Genomic DNA, 17,518 nt, shown 5'->3' on the forward strand with positions numbered 1-17,518 from the left:
AGAGCAAGGGCCGTCCACGCGGAACGGCCCGACACATCGACCATAGGGGCGTCCGCGCACATAACGGGTAGTGTTCCGCTAACTTCGCTCCGTGAGGAAACCCCCTCCGGCCTGGGAAAACGTCGAAGTGTTCGCACGGTGCTGATGCAAATTCTTGTGATCTATGTCGCGGAACCGCACCTGTGAAGGCTGGGACAAAGTGGCTGAAGACACTGCCTATCCGTCAAATCCCGGTGGACAGACAGGTGAAGGAGCAGTTGCCTGCGTCTTACCGGGTGTGCGGTGAATGTCGGTCAACCGGCCGAGATGAGCGGGAGGTCCGAAAAGCGTGGCGAACGCGGAACAAGGAGGAGCGGCGTCGGGCCCCACGGGGCCAGTGCAGGGTCGGCTCGGCGTGCTGCGTGCCGGACTGTGGCTGATCGCCGGCGTGCTCGGCGCGCGTCAACTCGTGGCGGTGCTCAGCGCCCCGCCCGGTGAACGCCTCACCGACCTGGAGACCTGGCTCGGCCCCGACGGAGTGCTGCACGTCAGCGGCTCGCTGTACGACGCGCCCGACCGGTTCACCGGGCCCCCGTTCGCCGGACTCGTCCTCAAACCGCTGGCGCGCGGCGCCGAGCAGGCGCTCGGCTGGGGTTGGACGTTCGGCTCGCTCGCCCTCGTCGTCGCGCTCGGCGTGGTCGCCGCGCGCGCCCTGCCGCCGCCCGTGTCCCGGCGCACCGCCCAGTTCGCGGCGCCCGTCGCGATCAGCCTGCTCATGCTGTCGCTGCCGGTGCGCAACGCGTTCACGCTCGGCCAGACCAGCATTCTCCCGGTCCTCCTCGTTCTCCTCGGCTGCTTCGCGATGCGCAGGCAGACGGCGTCCGGCGTCCTGATCGGGATCGGCGCCGCGCTCCAGCCGACCCTCCTGCTGTTCACCCCGCTCCTGTGGTTCACCGGGCGCAGGCGCGCCGCCGCCGCGACCGGCGCCGCCTTCGCCGCGGGCACCGGAATCGCGTGGCTCGCCATGCCGCGGGACTCGTGGACGTACTGGGTGCACCACCTGGCGGGCACCGGACTCGCCGCCGATCCGGCCGCGACCGCCAATCAGTCGCTGCACGGAATGCTGCTGCGACTCGGCCTCACCGGGCCGCTGGAGATCGCCCTGTTCCTTCTCCTCGGCGCAGCCGTGGCCGTGCTCGGCCTGCGCCGCTCCATCATCTACGCGCGCGACGGACAACTGCTGCTCGCCGTCGCCGTCACCGGCTGCGTCGCCGTCGCCGTGTCCCCCACGACCTGGCAGCACCAGCTCCTGTGGGTGCTGCTCGCGGTCGTCGGTCGCGTCGGGACCAAGACGGCCGACCGTGCGGTGTGGCCCGTCGCCGTCGTCCTGGTGATGACGCTCCCGGCCGACGCGATACTGCCGCAGCTGCCGGTGCTCGCGCCGCTGCGGGACAACCTCGTCCTGGTCGCCGTGCTCGCCGCGGCCTGCGCCGTCCCCTTCCTCGGGCGCACCGACCCGGCGTACGCGGCCCCGCTGCCCACCGTCTACACGGATCCGGCCCCCGCGCGCTGGTCGTGGGTGCCGCTGCTACCGGTGTGGCGGCGTGCGCTCGCCCGCCCCAACCTGCTGCTCGAACTGCTCCTCATCCGCGTCGGATACTCCGCGTACCAGCAGGTGAGGATCGTCGCGGCGGGCGGCAGGGCGCGCGCGGAGGAGCACGGGGCGCAGGTGTACGCGCTGGAGAGATTTCTGCGTCTTGACATCGAGCACTGGGCCAACCATGCGGTCGTAAAGGTCGGATGGCTCCGCAATTTCTTCGACTTTTACTACACGTCCTTTCACTTTGTGGTGCCGCTGACGGTCCTCGCGGTCCTCTACGTGCGGCGTCCGGCGGAGTACCGCTGGGCGCGCGCGTCGCTCGGATTCGCGACGGTCCTGGCCCTCGTCGGCTTCTGGCTGTACCCGCTCGCGCCGCCGCGCCTGATGCCCACGCTGGGCTTCATCGACACGGTCCACGGCGTGCAGGACTTCTCGCAGCCGGACTACGGGACGCTCACCGCGGTCACCAACCAGTACGCGGCGATGCCCTCGCTGCACTTCGGCTGGTCCCTGTGGTGCGGGCTCGTCGTCGTGGCCCTCGCCCCGAGGTGGTGGATGAAGGCGCTCGGCCTCGTCCACCCCTTGTGCACGCTCTCCGCGATCGTGGCGACGGGGAACCACTGGGTGCTCGATGCGGTGGGCGGGGCGGTGGTCGTCGGGGCCGGGTTCGGCCTTACGTATGTGTCGTCGGGGCCGCGGGCGGCGGCAGCGGCGCCGGGGGTGCGGACTCGGGGCGCTGCCCCGGACCCCGCTGCTCAATCGCCGCAGGGGCTCTAAGTGGCGACCTGAAGCTCCTTGACGCCGTTCAGCCACGCCGCGCGCAGCCGGCGGGGGTCACCCGCGAGGCGCAGATCGGGCGCCGCGTCGGCGAGCGCGTTGAAGATCAGGTCGATCTCCAGGATCGCCAGGGACTTGCCGAGGCAGAAGTGCGGACCGCCGCCGCCGAAGCCGAGGTGCGGGTTGGGGTCGCGGGTGATGTCGAAGGTGTCCGGGTTCTCGAAGACCTCCGGGTCGTGATTGGCGGAGGAGTAGAAGAGGCCGACCCGGTCGCCCGCCTTGATCTTCTGTCCACCCAGCTCGGTGTCCTGTGTGGCGGTCCGCTGGAAGGAGACCACCGGGGTCGCCCAGCGCACGATCTCCTCGGCCGTGGTGCTCGGCCGCTCACGCTTGTAGAGCTCCCACTGGTCGGGGTGGGTGAGGAAGGCGTGCATGCCGTGGGTGATGGCGTTGCGGGTCGTCTCGTTGCCCGCGACGGCGAGCAGGATCACGAAGAAGCCGAACTCGTCGGACGACAGGTTGCCCTCGTCCTCGGCCGCGACCAGCTGGGTCACGATGTCCTTGGCCGGGCACTTCTTGCGGTCGGCCGCGAGGTTCATCGCGTAGCCGACGATCTCCATGGCGGCCTCGGCGCCGATCTCCTCGGTGATCGCGTACTCGGGGTCGTCGTACGCGACCATCTTGTTGGACCAGTCGAAGACCTTGGAGCGGTCCTTCTGCTCGATGCCGATCAGCTCGGCGATCGCCTGCAGCGGCAGCTCGACGGCGACGTTCGTGACGAAGTCGAAGGAGCCTCCGGGGCCTGCCTGTTGGACCGCCTTGGCGACGATGTCACGGGCCCGGTCGCGGAGCTTCTCCTCCAGCGAGCGGATGGCGCGCGGCGTGAACCCGCGCTGCACTATCTGGCGCACGCGGGTGTGCTCGGGCGGGTCCATGTTGAGCATGATCATCTTCTGTACGTCGATCTGGTCGCGCTCGATCGACGAGTTGAAGCGGATCACGGCGGTATTGATGTTGGACGAGTAGATCTCCGGGTGGGTGGAGACGTATTTGACGTCCGCGTGTCGGGTCACGGCCCAGTAGCCGGAGTCGTCGAAGCCGGAGATGCCGGTCTCCTGCTGGATCCAGCGGACCGGCTCGGCCTGGCGGAGCTGGGCGAACTCCGGGTGGGGCACGCGGTGTTGGAGGAGATCGGGGTCGGTGAAGTCGAACCCGTCGGGCAGCGCGGGGCACGGCATGGAGTCACTCCCGTGGTGGTCTGACGAACCGTCAGTTGTGGCTGTGAAGGTAATAACGGGTTCTAGAAGTGGCAAGGCCCACGGCCGTGTCGGTTCGGTGCGTTGTCCGTGCAAGCCCCTTGCGTACCGGGGGTAAGGGCCCTGAGACTGCAAGCAGAACTGGTACGCGTTCTAGTTTCGTGTGGGCGAGGTCCGCCGCGAAGTCTGTCCGGTTCTGTTCGTGCTGGTCCGGGAATCCTGGAGAGGACGTAGGTCATGGCAGCCGAGCCCGTCATCGTCGAAGCCGTACGCACTCCGATCGGCAAGCGCGGCGGCGCGCTGGCCAATCTCCATCCCGCCTATCTGCTGGGCGAGACGTATCGCGAACTCCTCGGTCGCACCGAGATTCAGCCGGACTGCGTCGAGCAGATCGTCGGCGGCACGGTCACGCACGCGGGCGAGCAGTCGATGAATCCGGCGCGCACGGCCTGGCTCACGATGGGCCTGCCGTACGAGACGGCGGCGACGACGGTCGACTGTCAGTGCGGCTCCTCCCAGCAGGCCTCGCACATGACCGCCAACATGATCGCGGCCGGCGTCATCGACGTCGGCATCAGCTGCGGCGTCGAGGCGATGTCGCGGGTGCCGCTCGGCTCCGGGTCCAAGCACGGTCCGGGCAAGCCGTTCCCCGACGAGTGGAACGTGGATCTGCCCAACCAGTTCGAGGCCGCCGAACGCATCGCCCGCAAGCGGGAGTTGACGCGGGAGAACGTGGACTCGCTCGGCCTCATATCCCAGGAGCGGGCCGCCACCGCCTGGGCGGAGGAGCGCTTCAAACGGGAGACGTTCGCGGTGCAGGTGCCCACCACGGAGGAGGAGCAGTCCTCGGGTCAGGGCATGTGGCGGCTCGTCGACCGGGACGAGGGGCTGCGCGACACGAGCATGGAGGGCCTCGCGGGGCTCAAGCCGGTGATGCCGACGGCTGTGCACACCGCGGGCAACTCCTCGCAGATCTCCGACGGGGCCTCGGCGATCATGTGGGCGTCGAAGCGGATGGCGCGGGCGCTCAAGCTCAAGCCGAGGGCGCGGATCGTCGCGCAGGCGCTGGTCGGCGCCGACCCGCACTACCACCTGGACGGGCCGATCGACGCGACGCGGGCGGTGCTCGGCAAGGCGGGGATGACCTTGAAGGACATCGACATCGTCGAGATCAACGAGGCGTTCGCGTCGGTGGTGCTGAGTTGGGCGCAGGTCTTCGAGCAGGACCTGGAGAAGGTGAACGTGAACGGGGGTGCGATTGCCCTCGGGCATCCGGTGGGGGCCACGGGGGCGCGGCTGATCACGACGGCGTTGCACGAACTGGAGCGCCGGGACAAGGAGTTCGCGCTCATCACGATGTGTGCGGGTGGGGCGCTTTCCACGGGCACGATCATCCAGCGCCTGTAGTTGGCCCCGCTTCGGCGGGGCGCATCAAGCCCCTGCGGCGATTGAGCGGCCGGGTCCGGGGCGGCGCCCCGAGTCCGCACCCCGCATCGGGGCCGACGCCTCGGGGCTCCGCCCCGGAACCCCGCTGCTCAATCGCCGCAGGGGCTAGAAAATGTTCACCCGCAGCAGGGGGCTTGGATATGGTCGCCCGCCGCAGGAGCTTGAAGATGGCCGCCCGCCGCAGGCGCTTGAAGACGGTCACGCGCTGCGGGGGCTTGAAGATGGTCACGCGCCGCGGGGGCGAAAATGGCCACCCGCAGCAGGGGGCTTGGATATGGTCGCCCGCCGCAGGCGCTTGAAGACGGTCACGCGCTGCGGGGGCTTGAAGATGGTCACGCGCCGCGGGGGCGAAAATGGTCACCGGCCGCAGGGGCTTGAAGCCTGTCACCGGCCGCAGGGGCTTGAAGCCGGTCACCGGCCGCGGGGGGCTTGGAGATGGTCACCGGCCGCGGGGGGCTTGGAGCGGGCGTCCGCCGCAGGGGTGACCAGTTGGGTGCCGGAGGCGGTCAGTACCAGCCGTTGGACTGCCAGTGGCTCCACGCGCCGCAGGCGCTGCCGTAGCGGTCGTTCATGTACTTGACGCCCCACTCGATCTGCGTCTCGGGGTTCGTCTTCCAGTCGGAGCCGGCGGACGCCATCTTGTTGGCGGGCAGCGCCTGGACGAGGCCGTAGGCGCCGGTGGAGGCGTTCGTCGCGTTCGGGTTCCAGCCGCTCTCGTGGGACACGATCTTGTCGAAGCAGCTGAACTGGGCCGAGTCCGAGATCTTCTGCTGGGCGATGGCCTTCGCCGAGCCCGACGTCGACGCGGCCTGGGCCGGAGCCGAGGCGAAGAGGACACCGGTCGTGGCGGCGGCGAGGGTGACGCCGGCGATGGCCTTCTTCGGAGTGGCGATACGGCGCAGGAGCGTGGCGGACAAAACGGAAACCTTCCGTGGGGGGGGGGCAGGGGGGTGCAGGGCGTGGCGCCTTGCGGTTGCTCCACAGAAACAAACCCCGACGGGCGAAAGCAATGTGCGTATTTACTAATGAAGGTCGGACTAGGGATGTTGTGTCGCAAATGTCCGTTGTGTGGCGTGGGAGGGGGCCGTCACGGAACTACGGTCCCGCTTAGTACGTGACGTGGGTCATGTGGGGGGCTTCACGCCCGGGGGTCGTCGAATGTGACCCGGGCCTCGAAGGCGGCCCGCCTGGTGGCCCGGCGCAGCGCCTTGAGGGCGGCGCCGCCGACGACCAGCGTCAGCACGACGGTGAGCGCGGCGCGGCCCAGGTCCCAGCCGAGCGAGGTCGCCATGCAGTAGGCGAGGAAGCGGGCCAGGTTGTCGTGGAGCGCGGCGTCCGGCTGGTACGCCACGGAGGAGGCCAGCGCGTTCATGAACGGCCAGCCCGCCAGATTCATGATCGTGCCGTACGCGAACGCCGCGACGAAGCCGTAGCCCGCGAGCATGACGCGCTCGGCGCGGCCCCGCAGCCACCCGGCGCCCGGCAGCAGCCCCGCGCCCATCGTGAACCAGCCCATCGACAGCATCTGGAACGGCATCCAGGGCCCCACACCCCCGGTCAGCAGCGCCGAGGTGAACATGCTCAGCGAGCCGAGCACGAAGCCGAAGCCGGGGCCGAGGACCCGGCCGCTCAGGACCATCAGGAAGAACATCGGCTCCAGGCCGGCCGTGCCCGCGCCGATCGGGCGCAGCGCCGCCCCTGCGGCGGCCAGCACCCCGATCATCGCGACCGCCTTGGGGCCCATGCCGGACTCCGAGATCGTGGCCGCGACCACGGCGACCAGCAGCACGAGCAGCGCCGCGAACAGCCACGGCGCGTCCTGCGCGTGCGCGTTCACCTCGGACCCGGGCCCGGTGATCAGCGGCCAGCCGATACCGACCAGGCCGACGGCGCTGACCAGGATCAGGGCCGTGATGGAGCGGGGGCCGAGGCGTACGGGGTTCGCCCGTCCCGTGGCGGACGGCGGCGTCGTGGACGCCGTCATGCCAGTGCCTCCCTGACCTCGGACACCGTGAGCCAGCGCTGCGGCGCCAGGATCTTGGCGACCTGCGGGGCGAAGGACGGGGACGACGTGACGATGTCGGGGGTGGGCCCGTCCGCCACGATCTCGCCGTCCGCGAGGATCGCCACGCGGTGGGTCAGCTCGGCCGCCAGCTCCACATCGTGCGTGGCCATGACGATGGCGTGGCCCTCGGCCGCCAGGTTCCGCAGGATCGCGACGAGGCGGGACTTCGCCGCGTAGTCCAGGCCGCGGGTCGGCTCGTCGAGCAGGAGCAGCGGCGGGGCCGCCGTCAGCACGATCGCCAGCGCCAGCGTGAGGCGCTGGCCCTCGGAGAGGTCGCGGGGGTGGGTGTCGTCGGCGATGCCGGGGAGCAGGTCGGCCAGGAGGGCGCGGCAGGTGCCCGGTGCGGTGTCGGCGTCCTTGTCCGCCGCCGCGCACTCCGCCGCCACCGTGTCCGCGCAGAGCAGGTCGCGGGGTTCCTGGGGGACCAGGCCGACCTTGCGGACGAGGTCGCGCGGAGTCGTCCTGTGCGGGGTGGCTCCGCCGACCGTGACCGTGCCCGTGGTCGGTTTGATCAGGCCGACCAGCGTGGAGAGCAGGGTGGACTTTCCGGCGCCGTTGCGGCCCATCAGGGCGAGCACCTCGCCGGCGGTGACCGTGAGATCGATGTGGCGGAGGGCTTCGATACGGCCTCTTCTTACGCCCAGGTTTTTGGTTGCGGCCAGCGGGGCCGCGGTCGCGGGGCGCTGCCCCTGGCCCCGCTGCTCAATCGCCGCAGGGGCTTGAAATGGTGATTGCGCCAGCCGTTCCTTCAGGCCGCTCGCCGCGCGCCGCGCGTTCCGGACCGTCAGAGGCAGCGGGTCCCAGCCCGCCAGCCGGCCCAGGCCCACCACCGGCGGGTACACGGGGGACACCGCCATGACGTCCGCAGGGGCGCCCACCCGCAACGGCTCGCCCGGTCCCGGCAGCAGCGCCACCTGGTCCGCGTACTGGATGACGCGTTCCAGGCGGTGTTCGGCCATCAGGACCGTCGTCCCGAGGTCGTGGACCAGGCGTTGCAGGACCGAGAGGACCTCTTCCGCCGCTGCCGGGTCCAGGGCGGACGTCGGCTCGTCGAGGACGAGGACCTGCGGGTGCGGGGTGAGGACGGAGCCGATCGCGACGCGCTGCTGCTGGCCACCGGAGAGGGTGGAGATCGGGCGGTCGCGCAGGTCGGCGAGGCCCAGGAGGTCGAGGGTCTCCTCGACGCGGCGGCGCATGACCGGCGGGGTCAGGCCCAACGACTCCATGCCGTAAGCGAGTTCGTCCTCGACCGTGTCCGTCACGAAGTGCGCGAGCGGGTCCTGGCCCACCGTGCCGACGACGTCGGCGAGTTCGCGCGGCTTGTGCGTACGGGTGTCCCGCCCGGCCACCGTGACCCGCCCGGCCAGCGTCCCCCCGGTGAAGTGCGGGACCAGCCCGCTCACCGCGCCGAGCAGCGTCGACTTGCCGACCCCGGAAGGACCGGCGAGGAGCATCAGCTCGCCCTCCGGCACGTACAGGTCGATGCCGCGGACGGTGGGCGCCTGCGCGCCGTCGTACGTCACGGAGACGTCTTCGAAGCGGATCATGACGACGACGCCTCCGTCGGCTTGTCGGGAACGGGTGCGAGGAAGGCCGGGAGCAGGCCGAGCAGAATGCCCGCGGCCGGCCACAGCGGCAGCTCCGGCGCCGCGAGCGGGACCACCGGCGGCTGAAGGGCCGCCGGGTCCCGCGTTCCGGCCCAGATCATCGCCGCCGCGGCGGTCGCCCCGGACGCCGCGACCAGCCAGGCCCGTACGCCCCACACATCGGGCCGGTAGCGGGTGCGGACCGTGCGGCGCCCGCCCAGCCACAGCCCGCCGAGTGCGGCGGCGACCCCGGCGAGCAGCACCGGAAGTCCGTACCCGGAGCCGGAGGCCGCGAGCAGCCCGTACGTTCCCGCGCACACCCCGATGAGGCCGCCCAGCGTGAGCGCGGCCGTGGCGCGGCGGACGGCGGCCGGTACCTCGGCGGTGCGGCCGTAGCCGCGCGCGTCCATCGCCGCGGCGAGTGCGACCGAGCGTTCCAGCGCGCCTTCGAGGACCGGGAGGCCGACCTGGAGCAGGCCGCGCAGACCGCTGTCCGGGCGGCCGCGCAGCCGTCGCGCCGCCCGCAGCCTGCGGACGTCCGCGACCAGGTTCGGGGCGAACGTCATCGCCACGACGACCGCGACCCCGGCCTCGTACAGTGCGCCCGGCAGCGACTTGAGCAGCCGGGACGGGGAGGCGAGCGCGTTCGCGGCGCCCACGCAGATGAGGAGCGTGGCCAGCTTCAGGCCGTCGTAGAGGGCGAAGACGAGCCCTTCGAGGGTGACCGGGCCGCCGATCCGCACCCCCTGCGCCCACTCCGGCAGCGGCAGTTCGGGCAGCGTGAACAGCAGGTGCGTGCCGGGGATCGCCGAGCCGAGCAGCGTCGCGAAGACGAGGCGGATGCCGAGCACGACCAGCGCCAGCTTCACGAACGCCCCGTACGAACGCGCCCACGGCGCCTCGGTGCGGCGCGCCGCCACCACGTACCCGGCGACGCCGATCAGCAGTGCCAGCAGCAGCGGGTTCGTGGTGCGGGACGCCGCCGTGCCGAGGCCGAGCGCCCAGATCCACCAGGCGCCCGGATGCAGCGCGTTGGAGCGGTGGGCCCGAGGGGCGCGGAACGAGGAGCCGGTCATGCGTCAGCCGCGGCGGCGCCGGGCCTGCACACCCGCCGCGACGCCGAGCACGACGACCACGGCGATGCCCGCGATGAGACCCACCGAGGGACCGGAGTCCCCGGAGTCCTTCGCCGCGGGCTTCTCGGACGCCTTGTCCGGGGTCTTCGACGACGACACCTGCTCGCCGCAGCCCGCCTTCGGGTATCCGGAGATCGCGCACAGCATCGCGCTGCTGTCGTAGCGCAGCGGCTTCGCGACGGCGGCGAGCGCGTCGGCGCTCGTCGCGCCCTCGGCGACCTGGGCGCACGCGGTGCGCGGCTTCGGCGGGGTCTCGCCGGACGGGGCGTCGGCCGCCGTGCCGGCGTCGACGACCAGCGCGATCCGCTTCTTGCCGTCCTCGGCGGACGTGCCGGAGCAGATCGTGTCGAACGACGCGGCGCCGCGCGGCTGCTTCGCGTCCTTGGAGTCCTCGCTCACCGCGAACCGGAAGCCCTGGACGTCCCCGTCCTCCGGCTTGGTCTGCGAGGGGCCCGCCGTCGCGTACGTCCACGCCTTCCGGTCGCCGTCCCGCTCCCAGAACGACCAGTACCGGTACCCGGCGGCCTGCGCCGGGGCGACGGTCGTGGCGAGCAGCGCGGCGAGCAGCCCGAGGACGAGCCCGCCGAGCCCGGCCGACCTGCGCGCGGTCACGGCTGCTGCTTCTTGCGGCCGCTGAGCAGGAAACCGGCGCCGACGGCGGCGATGAACATCACGCCGATGATCCACCAGTTGGCGCCGCCACCGCCGTCGTCCTTCTTCTCGTCCGAGTCCGACCCGGACGACTTCGCGGACGCGGGCTCCGGGCCCGTCTTGTTGAGGGCGCTCACCAGGTCCGTGCCGCCGAAGTCGCGCGGGTCGTTGCCGGTGGCGTGCGCGGCGAAGATCAGCTCGGCGTAGGCGGCGGGGCCGGTCTGCGACGCCCAGCCCTTCGCGTTCTTCTCCAGCCAGGCGTACGAGTCCTTGGTGGCCTTGATGCCCTCGGCCGCGGCGACGGCGGTGACCGCGTCGGCGGTGTTGCCGTAGTCGGGCTGGTCCGTGGCACCGGCCAGCTGGGACTTCAGGTAGAGGCGGGTGTTGATCTGGTTCTGGAGGTAGACGGCGCCGTTGTGCGCGACGTCCTCCGCGCTCTTGCCGTCCTCGCAGGTGTACGTGTCCGGGGCCTTGCCCTTGTCCGGAGCGAAGCCGGTGCCGAGGGCGCCGAGCACGCCCGCGGCGGTGGCGTCGGCGTTCGCGGCGAGCTCGCCCTTCTTGTCGGGCTGGTAGGCGAGCGCGCCGCCGTCCTTGCCCTTGGCGCAGGGGAGGGCGAGCGAGGCGAGGGCGTCGGTGCCGGTCTTGCCCTTGCCCGACTTCACGTCGGCGGGCTTCTCGCCGGCCGCGGCGAGCGCGCCGATGGCGACCGACGTGGAGTTGGCGTCGCTGTCCATGCCGGGGCTGTAGCCCCAGCCGCCGTCGGCGTTCTGGCTCTTCTTCAGCCAGTCGACGCCCTTGGCGACCTCGCCGTCACGGCCGCCGACCGCGGCGAGGGCCTGTACGGCCGCCCCGGTGGCGTTGCTGTCGATCTTGGTCTTGCTGTCGCAGGCCTTGGTCGGTTCGGCGCGGAAGGCGGCGAAGCCGCCGTTCTCGCACTGCTGGCCGGCCAGCCAGTCGACGGCCTTGGCCGCGGGCTTCACGCCCACGGTGTCCTGCGCGACGAGCGCGAGCGACTGCCGCCAGACTCCGTCGTACGTGGGGTCGCCCTTGCCGTAGAGGCCCGAGGGCACGACCACCTTCGGCGAAGGGGAGGACGTGTCCGCGGTCGCGGCCTGCGCGCCCATGGCGCCGATCGCGACGGTCGCGGCGACGAGCGCGGCGCTGCGGCGAATGTTCATGGTGGCGCGGGTTGCCTCTCCCTGCGGGGAGCGGGGCGGCGCGGCACACGGGGGTACCGGGCGGCTCCTGCTCCGTATTCCTCGACGGTGCTGAGCCGAGCAGGTACGTACGAGGCATTCCGGCTGTGACGGTTGCGGGTCAGCGCCGGATTTGCACCGGCTTCCCCTCGTACGTACGTACTGACGACCTCTTTACTGTACCCGGCAGCGCGGTCGCGCCCTCGGGGCTGGATGTTTCAAGCCCCTGCGGCGATTGAGCAGCGGGGTCCGGGGCGGAGCCCCGTGACGTTCAGCGGACGTCCACCGGACCGTCGTCCCTGCCCCCGCGCGGAGCGCCCACGTAGCGCTCCATCGCCGAGCCAACCTCGTCCGCCCCCTCACCGGAGAGGTTCTTCCGTACCGAGTCCAGGATCGTCAGTCCCTGGCCCACCAGACCCGCCGCGATCTCGCCGAGGCCGTCCGCTCCGTTCAGGACGTTGACGTTCGCTCCGGACAGGCCCGCCGAGGCCTCCTTCACGATCTGCGGGAGCTGGTCGATGAGCATGCGGTCGAGGGCGACCCGGTCGTAGGACGCCGCCGCCTCCGCCTGGATCTTCATCCGCTCGGCCTCGGCGAGGGCCAGTACGCGGATGCGCTCCGCGTCGGCCTGCGCCGGCTTCACGACCTCGGCGACCAGCTGCTTCTCCCGCAACTCGGCCTGCTTCAGCGCGAGTTCCGTCTGTGCCTCCAGGACCTCCTGCTGGGCGTGGGCGAGCGCGAGCGGGCCCGCCTGGTCGGCCTGCGCCTTGGCCCGGTCGACCTCGGCGTTGTACTCGGCCTGCACGACCGCGGTCTGCCGCGCGTACTCGGCCTGCTTGCGGGCCGCCGCCTGCTCGGCCTCCGCCGCGGCCTGCGTGGCCTGGGCCTGCGCGATCTGCGCCTGCCGCTGGATGGCCGCCTTGTGCGGGCGGGACATGGCCTCGATGTAGCCGGTGTTGCCGTCGTCGATGGACTGGATCTGGAGCGAGTCGACGTGCAGGCCGATCTTCGCCATCTCCGACTTCGAGGTGTCCAGGACCTCGGTCGCGAGCTTCTGGCGCTCCGTGACGATCTCCTCCACCGTCATCGAGCCGATGATCGAGCGCAGGTGACCGGCGAAGATCCGGCCGGTCAGGACCGACATCTGCTCCTGGTCGGACAGGAACCGCTGCCCGGCGTTGACGATCGACTCGTGGTCGTTGCCGACCTTGAAGGCGATGACGGCGCGCACGGTCAGGGCGATGCCCTGCCGGGTCACGCACTTCTCGACGACCTCCGACTCCATCATCGCCAGCGACAGGAAGCGGGTCTTGCGGAGCACGGGAAGCACGAACTTCCCGTGCCCGGTGACCACGCGGAACGGCGCTCCCCCAAGTCCCCGCCTGCCACCCGAGATCAGCATCGCCTCGTCGGGCGCGGGAACGCGATATCCGAACATGCCTGTACGTCTCCTTAGCGGGCACCGCCCTCGCCACCGGAGAGGAGAGGATCGGTCCAGGCCATGACCGCGACCTGGCGGCTTCCGCGGGATTCGATCACGAGCACGGTGGCGCCCCGCTCCAGGGGCTCGTCCGAGTACGCGATGAACGTCTCGGTACCGCCCCTGATCTGCACCAGCACTTCACCCGGACCCTCGGCCCCACGCGTGCCGACGACCAGCTTCCCCGTTCGGCCGACCACTGCCTCGTCCGGCGTCATCGGCGGGCGCCCCCTTGTCGTTCCAGCTCGTGCGAGCCCTTGGGGGCTGAAGATACGCCCGTGGGGGCGGCTCTTCCATCAGGGCGCGGCAAAGATCCTCCGGAGGGGTGGGACCCGTTTCGCGGTACCGGTGTTGCGGTCGCGGGGCGCTGCCCCGGACCCCGCGCCTCAATCGCCGGCGGGGCTTGATCGGTAGGTCACGGGGTCGGTTCCCGGGACCTGTTCGACTCTGCCTGTCTTCTGGAGGCGTCGCAGGTGGGCCTCTGCCTCCGATACGGCGATCGTGCGGGAGCCGTAGGGGATTTGGGACCACGGGCGGTTCCACTCCATGCGCTCGGCGAGCTGCCACGGGGTGAGGGGGGAGGAGAGGAGGGTCAGCAGGCCGGTGAGACGTTCCTCGTGGTGGACCAGCAACTCCCTTACGCGGGCGGGGGCGTCGGTGAACGGGTGCTGGTGTGCCGGGAGGACCTCCGCCGGGTCGAGTCGGCCCACGCGCTCCAGCGAGTCCAGGTAGTCGCCGAGCGGGTCCGTCACGGTGGCGTCGTCGGGGTCCTCGTACAGGCCGATGTGCGGGGTGATGCCGGGGAGTACGTGATCGCCGGAGAACAGCCGGCCGTTGCCCGCACGGCCCGACGGGTGCTCCTCCTCCAGGTGCAGGCAGACGTGGCCGGGGGTGTGGCCCGGCGTCCAGATCGCGCGCAGCCTGCGGCCCGGCAGGTCGAGGAGGTCGCCGGGGGTGATGGTGCGGTCCGGCAACGCCGGCGCGAAGCCCGGCAGTTCGCGCGGCTTCCCGGAGTCGCGGGCCGCGATCAGCGGGGCGAGGTGTTCGTCGGGCGCACCGGCCGCCGTCAGCTTCGCCACCATGTAGCGGTACCAGCGCTCCGGCTTGTTCTCCCGCGTGCGCCGCACCACCGCCGCGTCGGCCTCGTGCATCGCGATCCAGGCCCCGGACGCCTCCCGCACCTTCGCCGACAGTCCGTGGTGGTCCGGGTGGTGGTGCGTGATGAGGACGCCGGTCAGCTCCTCGACGCTCGTGCCGCAGGCGGTCAGGCCCGTGGCCAGCGCGTCCCAGGAGGTCGGGTCGTCCCAGCCCGTGTCGACGAGGACGGGGCCCGCGTCGGTGTCGACGAGGTGGACGAGGGTATAGCCGAGCGGGTTGTCGGGGATCGGCACGCGGATGCTGTGCACACCCCCGCCGTGGTCGGTCACCTGCGCGGCCTCCGCCGCGTCTGACGCCTCTGCCATCGGGTTCCCTCCGCCGAACCAGCCGAACCAGCCGAACTGCGGCCACTGTACGGGAACTTGTAGAACTTGTTTCATTGGTCGCCCCGGCGAACCGTATGCACGGTCCCTGCACCACCCTTCCGGATCGCAACTAGAACTGGTATCAGTTCTGAAACACCGTCAGAAATGTCGTGCGTGAGGATGCCAGCCATGACCGAGCTCGCGCGGTTCGTGTCGGGAGCTGGAACCGGACGTGAGGCATCGTCGACTGTCGTGACGTGAGGATGTCAGCCATGACCGAGCTCTTGGAATACGGACAGCTGTTCATCGGCGGGGAGTTGACCGACCCGCTCGGCAAGGACGTCATCGAGGTCGTCTCGCCGCACACCGGCGAGGTCTTCGGCCGGGTGCCGCACGCCGCGCCCGCCGATGTCGACCGGGCCGTGGCCGTCGCCCGCCGCGCCTTCGAGGACGGCCCCTGGCCGCGGATGAGCCTCGACGAGCGCATCGAGATCATCACGAGGATCAAGGACGCGTTCGCGGTCCGGCACGAGGAGATCGCCCGCGTCATCAGCAGCGAGAACGGCACCCCGTACACCTCCGGCGTCATGGTGCAGGCGCTCGCCGCGATGATGGTCTGGGACTCCGCCATCAACGTCGCGCGGGGATTCACGTACGAGGAGACGCGCGACGGCGCCCTCGGCAAGCTCCTCGTGCGGCGCGAGCCGGTCGGCGTCGTCGCGGCCGTCGTCCCGTGGAACGTCCCGCAGTTCACCGCCGCCGCGAAGCTCGCGCCCGCGCTGCTCGCCGGGAACCCGGTGATCCTCAAGACCTCGCCGGAGACGCCGCTCGACGCGTACCTGCTGGCCGAGATAGCCACCGAGGCCGGGCTCCCGGAGGGCGTGCTCTCCATCCTTCCCGCCGACCGCGAGGTCAGCGAGTACCTGGTCGGGCACCCCGGCGTCGACAAGGTCTCCTTCACCGGGTCCGTCGCCGCGGGCAAGCGCGTCATGGAGGTCGCCTCGCGCAACCTCACCCGCGTCACCCTCGAACTCGGCGGCAAGTCCGCCGCGATCGTCCTGGAGGACGCCGACGCGGGCGCCGCCGTCTCCGGCATCGTCCCGTTCGCCTGGATGATCAACGGCCAGGCGTGCGTGGCGCAGACCCGCATCCTCGTCCCGCGCTCCCGCTACGACGAGTTCGCCGACGCCTTCGCCGGCGCGGCCTCCGCCCTCAAGGTCGGCGATCCGCTCGACCCGGCCACCGAGGTCGGCCCGCTCGTCGCCAAGCGCCAGCAGCAGCGCTCCCTCGACTACATCCGCATCGGCCAGGACGAGGGCGCCAAGATCCTCACGGGTGGCGGCGTCCCGAAGGGCTTCGAGCAGGGCTGGTACGTCGAACCGACCCTCTTCGGCGACGTCGACAACTCCATGCGCATCGCCCGCGAGGAGATCTTCGGCCCGGTCATCTGCCTGCTTCCGTACGGGGACGAGGCCGAGGCCGTGAAGATCGCCAACGACTCCGACTACGGGCTCAGCGGCAGCGTCTGGACCGCCGACACCGCGCACGGCGTCGACATCGCGCGCCAGGTCCGTACGGGCACGTACAGCGTGAACACGTTCAGCCTCGACATGCTCGGGCCGTTCGGCGGCTACAAGAACTCCGGTCTCGGGCGGGAGTTCGGGCCCGAGGGGTACGGCGAGTACTTCGAGCACAAGATGATCCACCTGCCCGCGGGGTACGAGCCGGAGGCGAGCTGAGCATGGGTGACCGGTGGCATGTGGAGGTCGACCGGAGTGTGTGCATCGGGTCGGCGATGTGCGTGAACAACGCGCCGGACGGGTTCCGGCTCGACAGTGCGCGGCAGTCGCATCCGGTGGAGGCGGACGCGGATGCGAACGAGAAGGTGCTGGCGGCGGCGGAGGGGTGCCCCGTGGAGGCGATTACGCTCACGCTGGCGGGCACGGGGGAGGTCGTCTTTCCGCCGGAGGACTGAATCGCGGCCTGCACCGGTGTTGCGGCCGCGGGGCTCTGCCCCGGACCCCGCGCCTCAATCGCCGGCGGGGCTCGATCTGCTCAATCGCCGCCGACGGTGGTTGGCATTTCAAGCCCCTGCGGCGATTGAGCAGCGGGGTCCGGGGCAGAGCCCCGAGAGCGCAACACCGGTGCGGGTCAAGACTGGCGAGGAGCCGCGAGATCGATCAGACGGCACACCATCTCGATGTCGATTTTGACCTGGGCGATGGAGGCGCGGCCGGACAGCCACGTGATCAGCGCGGAGTGCCATGTGTGCTCGATGACCCGCACCGCGGAGAGCTGCTCCGGGGTCGGGTCGTCGAGCTCCATCGCGTCGAGGATGATCGCGGTGGTCTGCCGGGAGACCTGGTCGACCTCGGGGCTCACGCTGCGGTCCGCGAAGGTCAGCGCCCGCACCATCGCGTCCGCCAGGTGCGGCTCACGCTGGAGCGCGCGGAAGGCCCGCATCAGCGTCTCGGCCACCCGCTCCGCGGGGGAGTCGCCGGACGGCGGCCGCTTGCGGACCGTCGTGTGCATGTGCTGGAGCTGGTCCTGCATCGTGGCGACCAGGAGGTGCACCTTGCTCGGGAAGTAGCGGTACAGCGTGCCGAGCGCGACTTGGGACGACTCGGCGACCTCCCGCATCTGCACCGCGTCGAATCCGCCGCGCGCCGCGAGCTGCGCGCTCGCGTGCAGGATGCGGCGGCGCCTGGCCTCCTGACGCTCGGTGAGCGCGGGGGTCGTGCGGGTGGTGGTTCTCGCGTCCGGAGCTGTCATCAGAAAGCTTTCCGTGTCCCGTGGAGCCCGCCGTGGCGTGAATCACCTGATCCACCCCTTACGGCCCGGCTACCAGCCGGTAGATTCGATGCTCTTGAACGATCAAGTCTG

15 protein-coding genes and 1 riboswitch are annotated in these 17,518 nt (G+C 71.1%); of the genes, 4 read left to right on the top strand and 11 right to left on the bottom strand.

Features of this window, described 5'->3' with window-relative positions; all coding sequences use genetic code 11:
- The first annotated feature begins 328 nt into the window (after nt 1-328).
- Nucleotides 329-2,356, top strand: a complete 2,028-nt coding sequence (locus ACY34M_RS03265; RefSeq protein ID WP_462717499.1) for a bifunctional glycosyltransferase 87/phosphatase PAP2 family protein — start codon at nt 329-331, stop codon at nt 2,354-2,356.
- On the opposite strand, the gene ACY34M_RS03270 is transcribed toward ACY34M_RS03265, so the two are convergent.
- Entirely contained in the window at nt 2,353-3,594 is a 1,242-nt protein-coding gene (locus ACY34M_RS03270; protein ID WP_462717500.1) for a cytochrome P450, read from the bottom strand. The two genes, ACY34M_RS03265 and ACY34M_RS03270, sit on opposite strands and share 4 nt — an antisense overlap.
- Before the next feature lie 255 nt (nt 3,595-3,849).
- On the opposite strand from ACY34M_RS03270, the gene ACY34M_RS03275 reads away from it, so the two are divergent.
- The gene (locus tag ACY34M_RS03275) at nt 3,850-5,019 is read left to right on the top strand and encodes a steroid 3-ketoacyl-CoA thiolase (RefSeq protein WP_462717501.1); all 1,170 of its coding nucleotides are present in this window, start codon (nt 3,850-3,852) and stop codon (nt 5,017-5,019) included.
- Between the two features lie 545 nt (nt 5,020-5,564).
- On the opposite strand, the gene ACY34M_RS03280 is transcribed toward ACY34M_RS03275, so the two are convergent.
- From ACY34M_RS03280 to ACY34M_RS03320, 9 genes are all read right to left on the bottom strand, one after another.
- Nucleotides 5,565-5,975: an aggregation-promoting factor C-terminal-like domain-containing protein gene (locus ACY34M_RS03280; RefSeq protein ID WP_462717502.1), complete on the bottom strand. Its 411-nt coding sequence runs from the start codon at nt 5,973-5,975 to the stop codon at nt 5,565-5,567.
- Nucleotides 5,976-6,196: 221 nt separating this feature from the next.
- A complete protein-coding gene (locus ACY34M_RS03285) occupies nt 6,197-7,042 on the bottom strand; it encodes an ECF transporter S component (protein WP_462717503.1) in 846 nt (281 codons plus the stop codon).
- Entirely contained in the window at nt 7,039-8,670 is a 1,632-nt protein-coding gene (locus tag ACY34M_RS03290) for an ABC transporter ATP-binding protein (protein ID WP_462717504.1), read from the bottom strand. The genes ACY34M_RS03285 and ACY34M_RS03290 overlap by 4 nt, the downstream gene beginning before the upstream one ends.
- Complete coding sequence (locus ACY34M_RS03295) at nt 8,667-9,785, bottom strand: energy-coupling factor transporter transmembrane component T (protein WP_462717505.1); 1,119 nt, start codon at nt 9,783-9,785, stop codon at nt 8,667-8,669. The genes ACY34M_RS03290 and ACY34M_RS03295 overlap by 4 nt, the downstream gene beginning before the upstream one ends.
- A 3-nt stretch (nt 9,786-9,788) precedes the next feature.
- Nucleotides 9,789-10,457 carry an SCO2322 family protein gene (locus tag ACY34M_RS03300; RefSeq protein ID WP_462717506.1) on the bottom strand — a complete coding sequence of 223 codons (669 nt, stop codon included), beginning with the start codon at nt 10,455-10,457 and terminating at the stop codon, nt 9,789-9,791.
- Nucleotides 10,454-11,674, bottom strand: a complete 1,221-nt coding sequence (locus ACY34M_RS03305; RefSeq protein ID WP_462717507.1) for a prenyltransferase/squalene oxidase repeat-containing protein — start codon at nt 11,672-11,674, stop codon at nt 10,454-10,456. Before ACY34M_RS03305 ends, ACY34M_RS03300 begins: the two co-directional genes overlap by 4 nt.
- A gap of 104 nt (nt 11,675-11,778) precedes the next feature.
- Nucleotides 11,779-11,854: riboswitch (adenosylcobalamin-variant (AdoCbl-variant) riboswitch) on the bottom strand.
- A 109-nt stretch (nt 11,855-11,963) separates the two neighbouring features.
- Nucleotides 11,964-13,130 (bottom strand): flotillin family protein, encoded by a 1,167-nt coding sequence (locus ACY34M_RS03310; RefSeq protein WP_462717508.1) that lies wholly within the window; start codon nt 13,128-13,130, stop codon nt 11,964-11,966.
- Nucleotides 13,131-13,144: 14 nt separating this feature from the next.
- Nucleotides 13,145-13,390: a hypothetical protein gene (locus tag ACY34M_RS03315; RefSeq protein ID WP_462717509.1), complete on the bottom strand. Its 246-nt coding sequence runs from the start codon at nt 13,388-13,390 to the stop codon at nt 13,145-13,147.
- A 168-nt stretch (nt 13,391-13,558) separates the two neighbouring features.
- Complete coding sequence (locus ACY34M_RS03320; RefSeq protein ID WP_462717510.1) at nt 13,559-14,635, bottom strand: MBL fold metallo-hydrolase; 1,077 nt, start codon at nt 14,633-14,635, stop codon at nt 13,559-13,561.
- A 272-nt stretch (nt 14,636-14,907) separates the two neighbouring features.
- Between ACY34M_RS03320 and ACY34M_RS03325 the strand changes: the two genes are divergently transcribed.
- Both ACY34M_RS03325 and ACY34M_RS03330 read left to right on the top strand, forming a co-directional pair.
- Nucleotides 14,908-16,374: an aldehyde dehydrogenase gene (locus tag ACY34M_RS03325; RefSeq protein WP_462717511.1), complete on the top strand. Its 1,467-nt coding sequence runs from the start codon at nt 14,908-14,910 to the stop codon at nt 16,372-16,374.
- Between the two features lie 2 nt (nt 16,375-16,376).
- A complete protein-coding gene (locus tag ACY34M_RS03330) occupies nt 16,377-16,610 on the top strand; it encodes a ferredoxin (RefSeq protein WP_462717512.1) in 234 nt (77 codons plus the stop codon).
- A gap of 176 nt (nt 16,611-16,786) precedes the next feature.
- Here ACY34M_RS03330 and ACY34M_RS03335 read toward each other — a convergent pair whose 3' ends face one another.
- The gene (locus tag ACY34M_RS03335; RefSeq protein WP_450814029.1) at nt 16,787-17,407 is read right to left on the bottom strand and encodes a TetR family transcriptional regulator; all 621 of its coding nucleotides are present in this window, start codon (nt 17,405-17,407) and stop codon (nt 16,787-16,789) included.
- Nucleotides 17,408-17,518 lie beyond the last annotated feature (111 nt).

Source organism: Streptomyces sp. EDA2-14 (genome assembly GCF_054963755.1).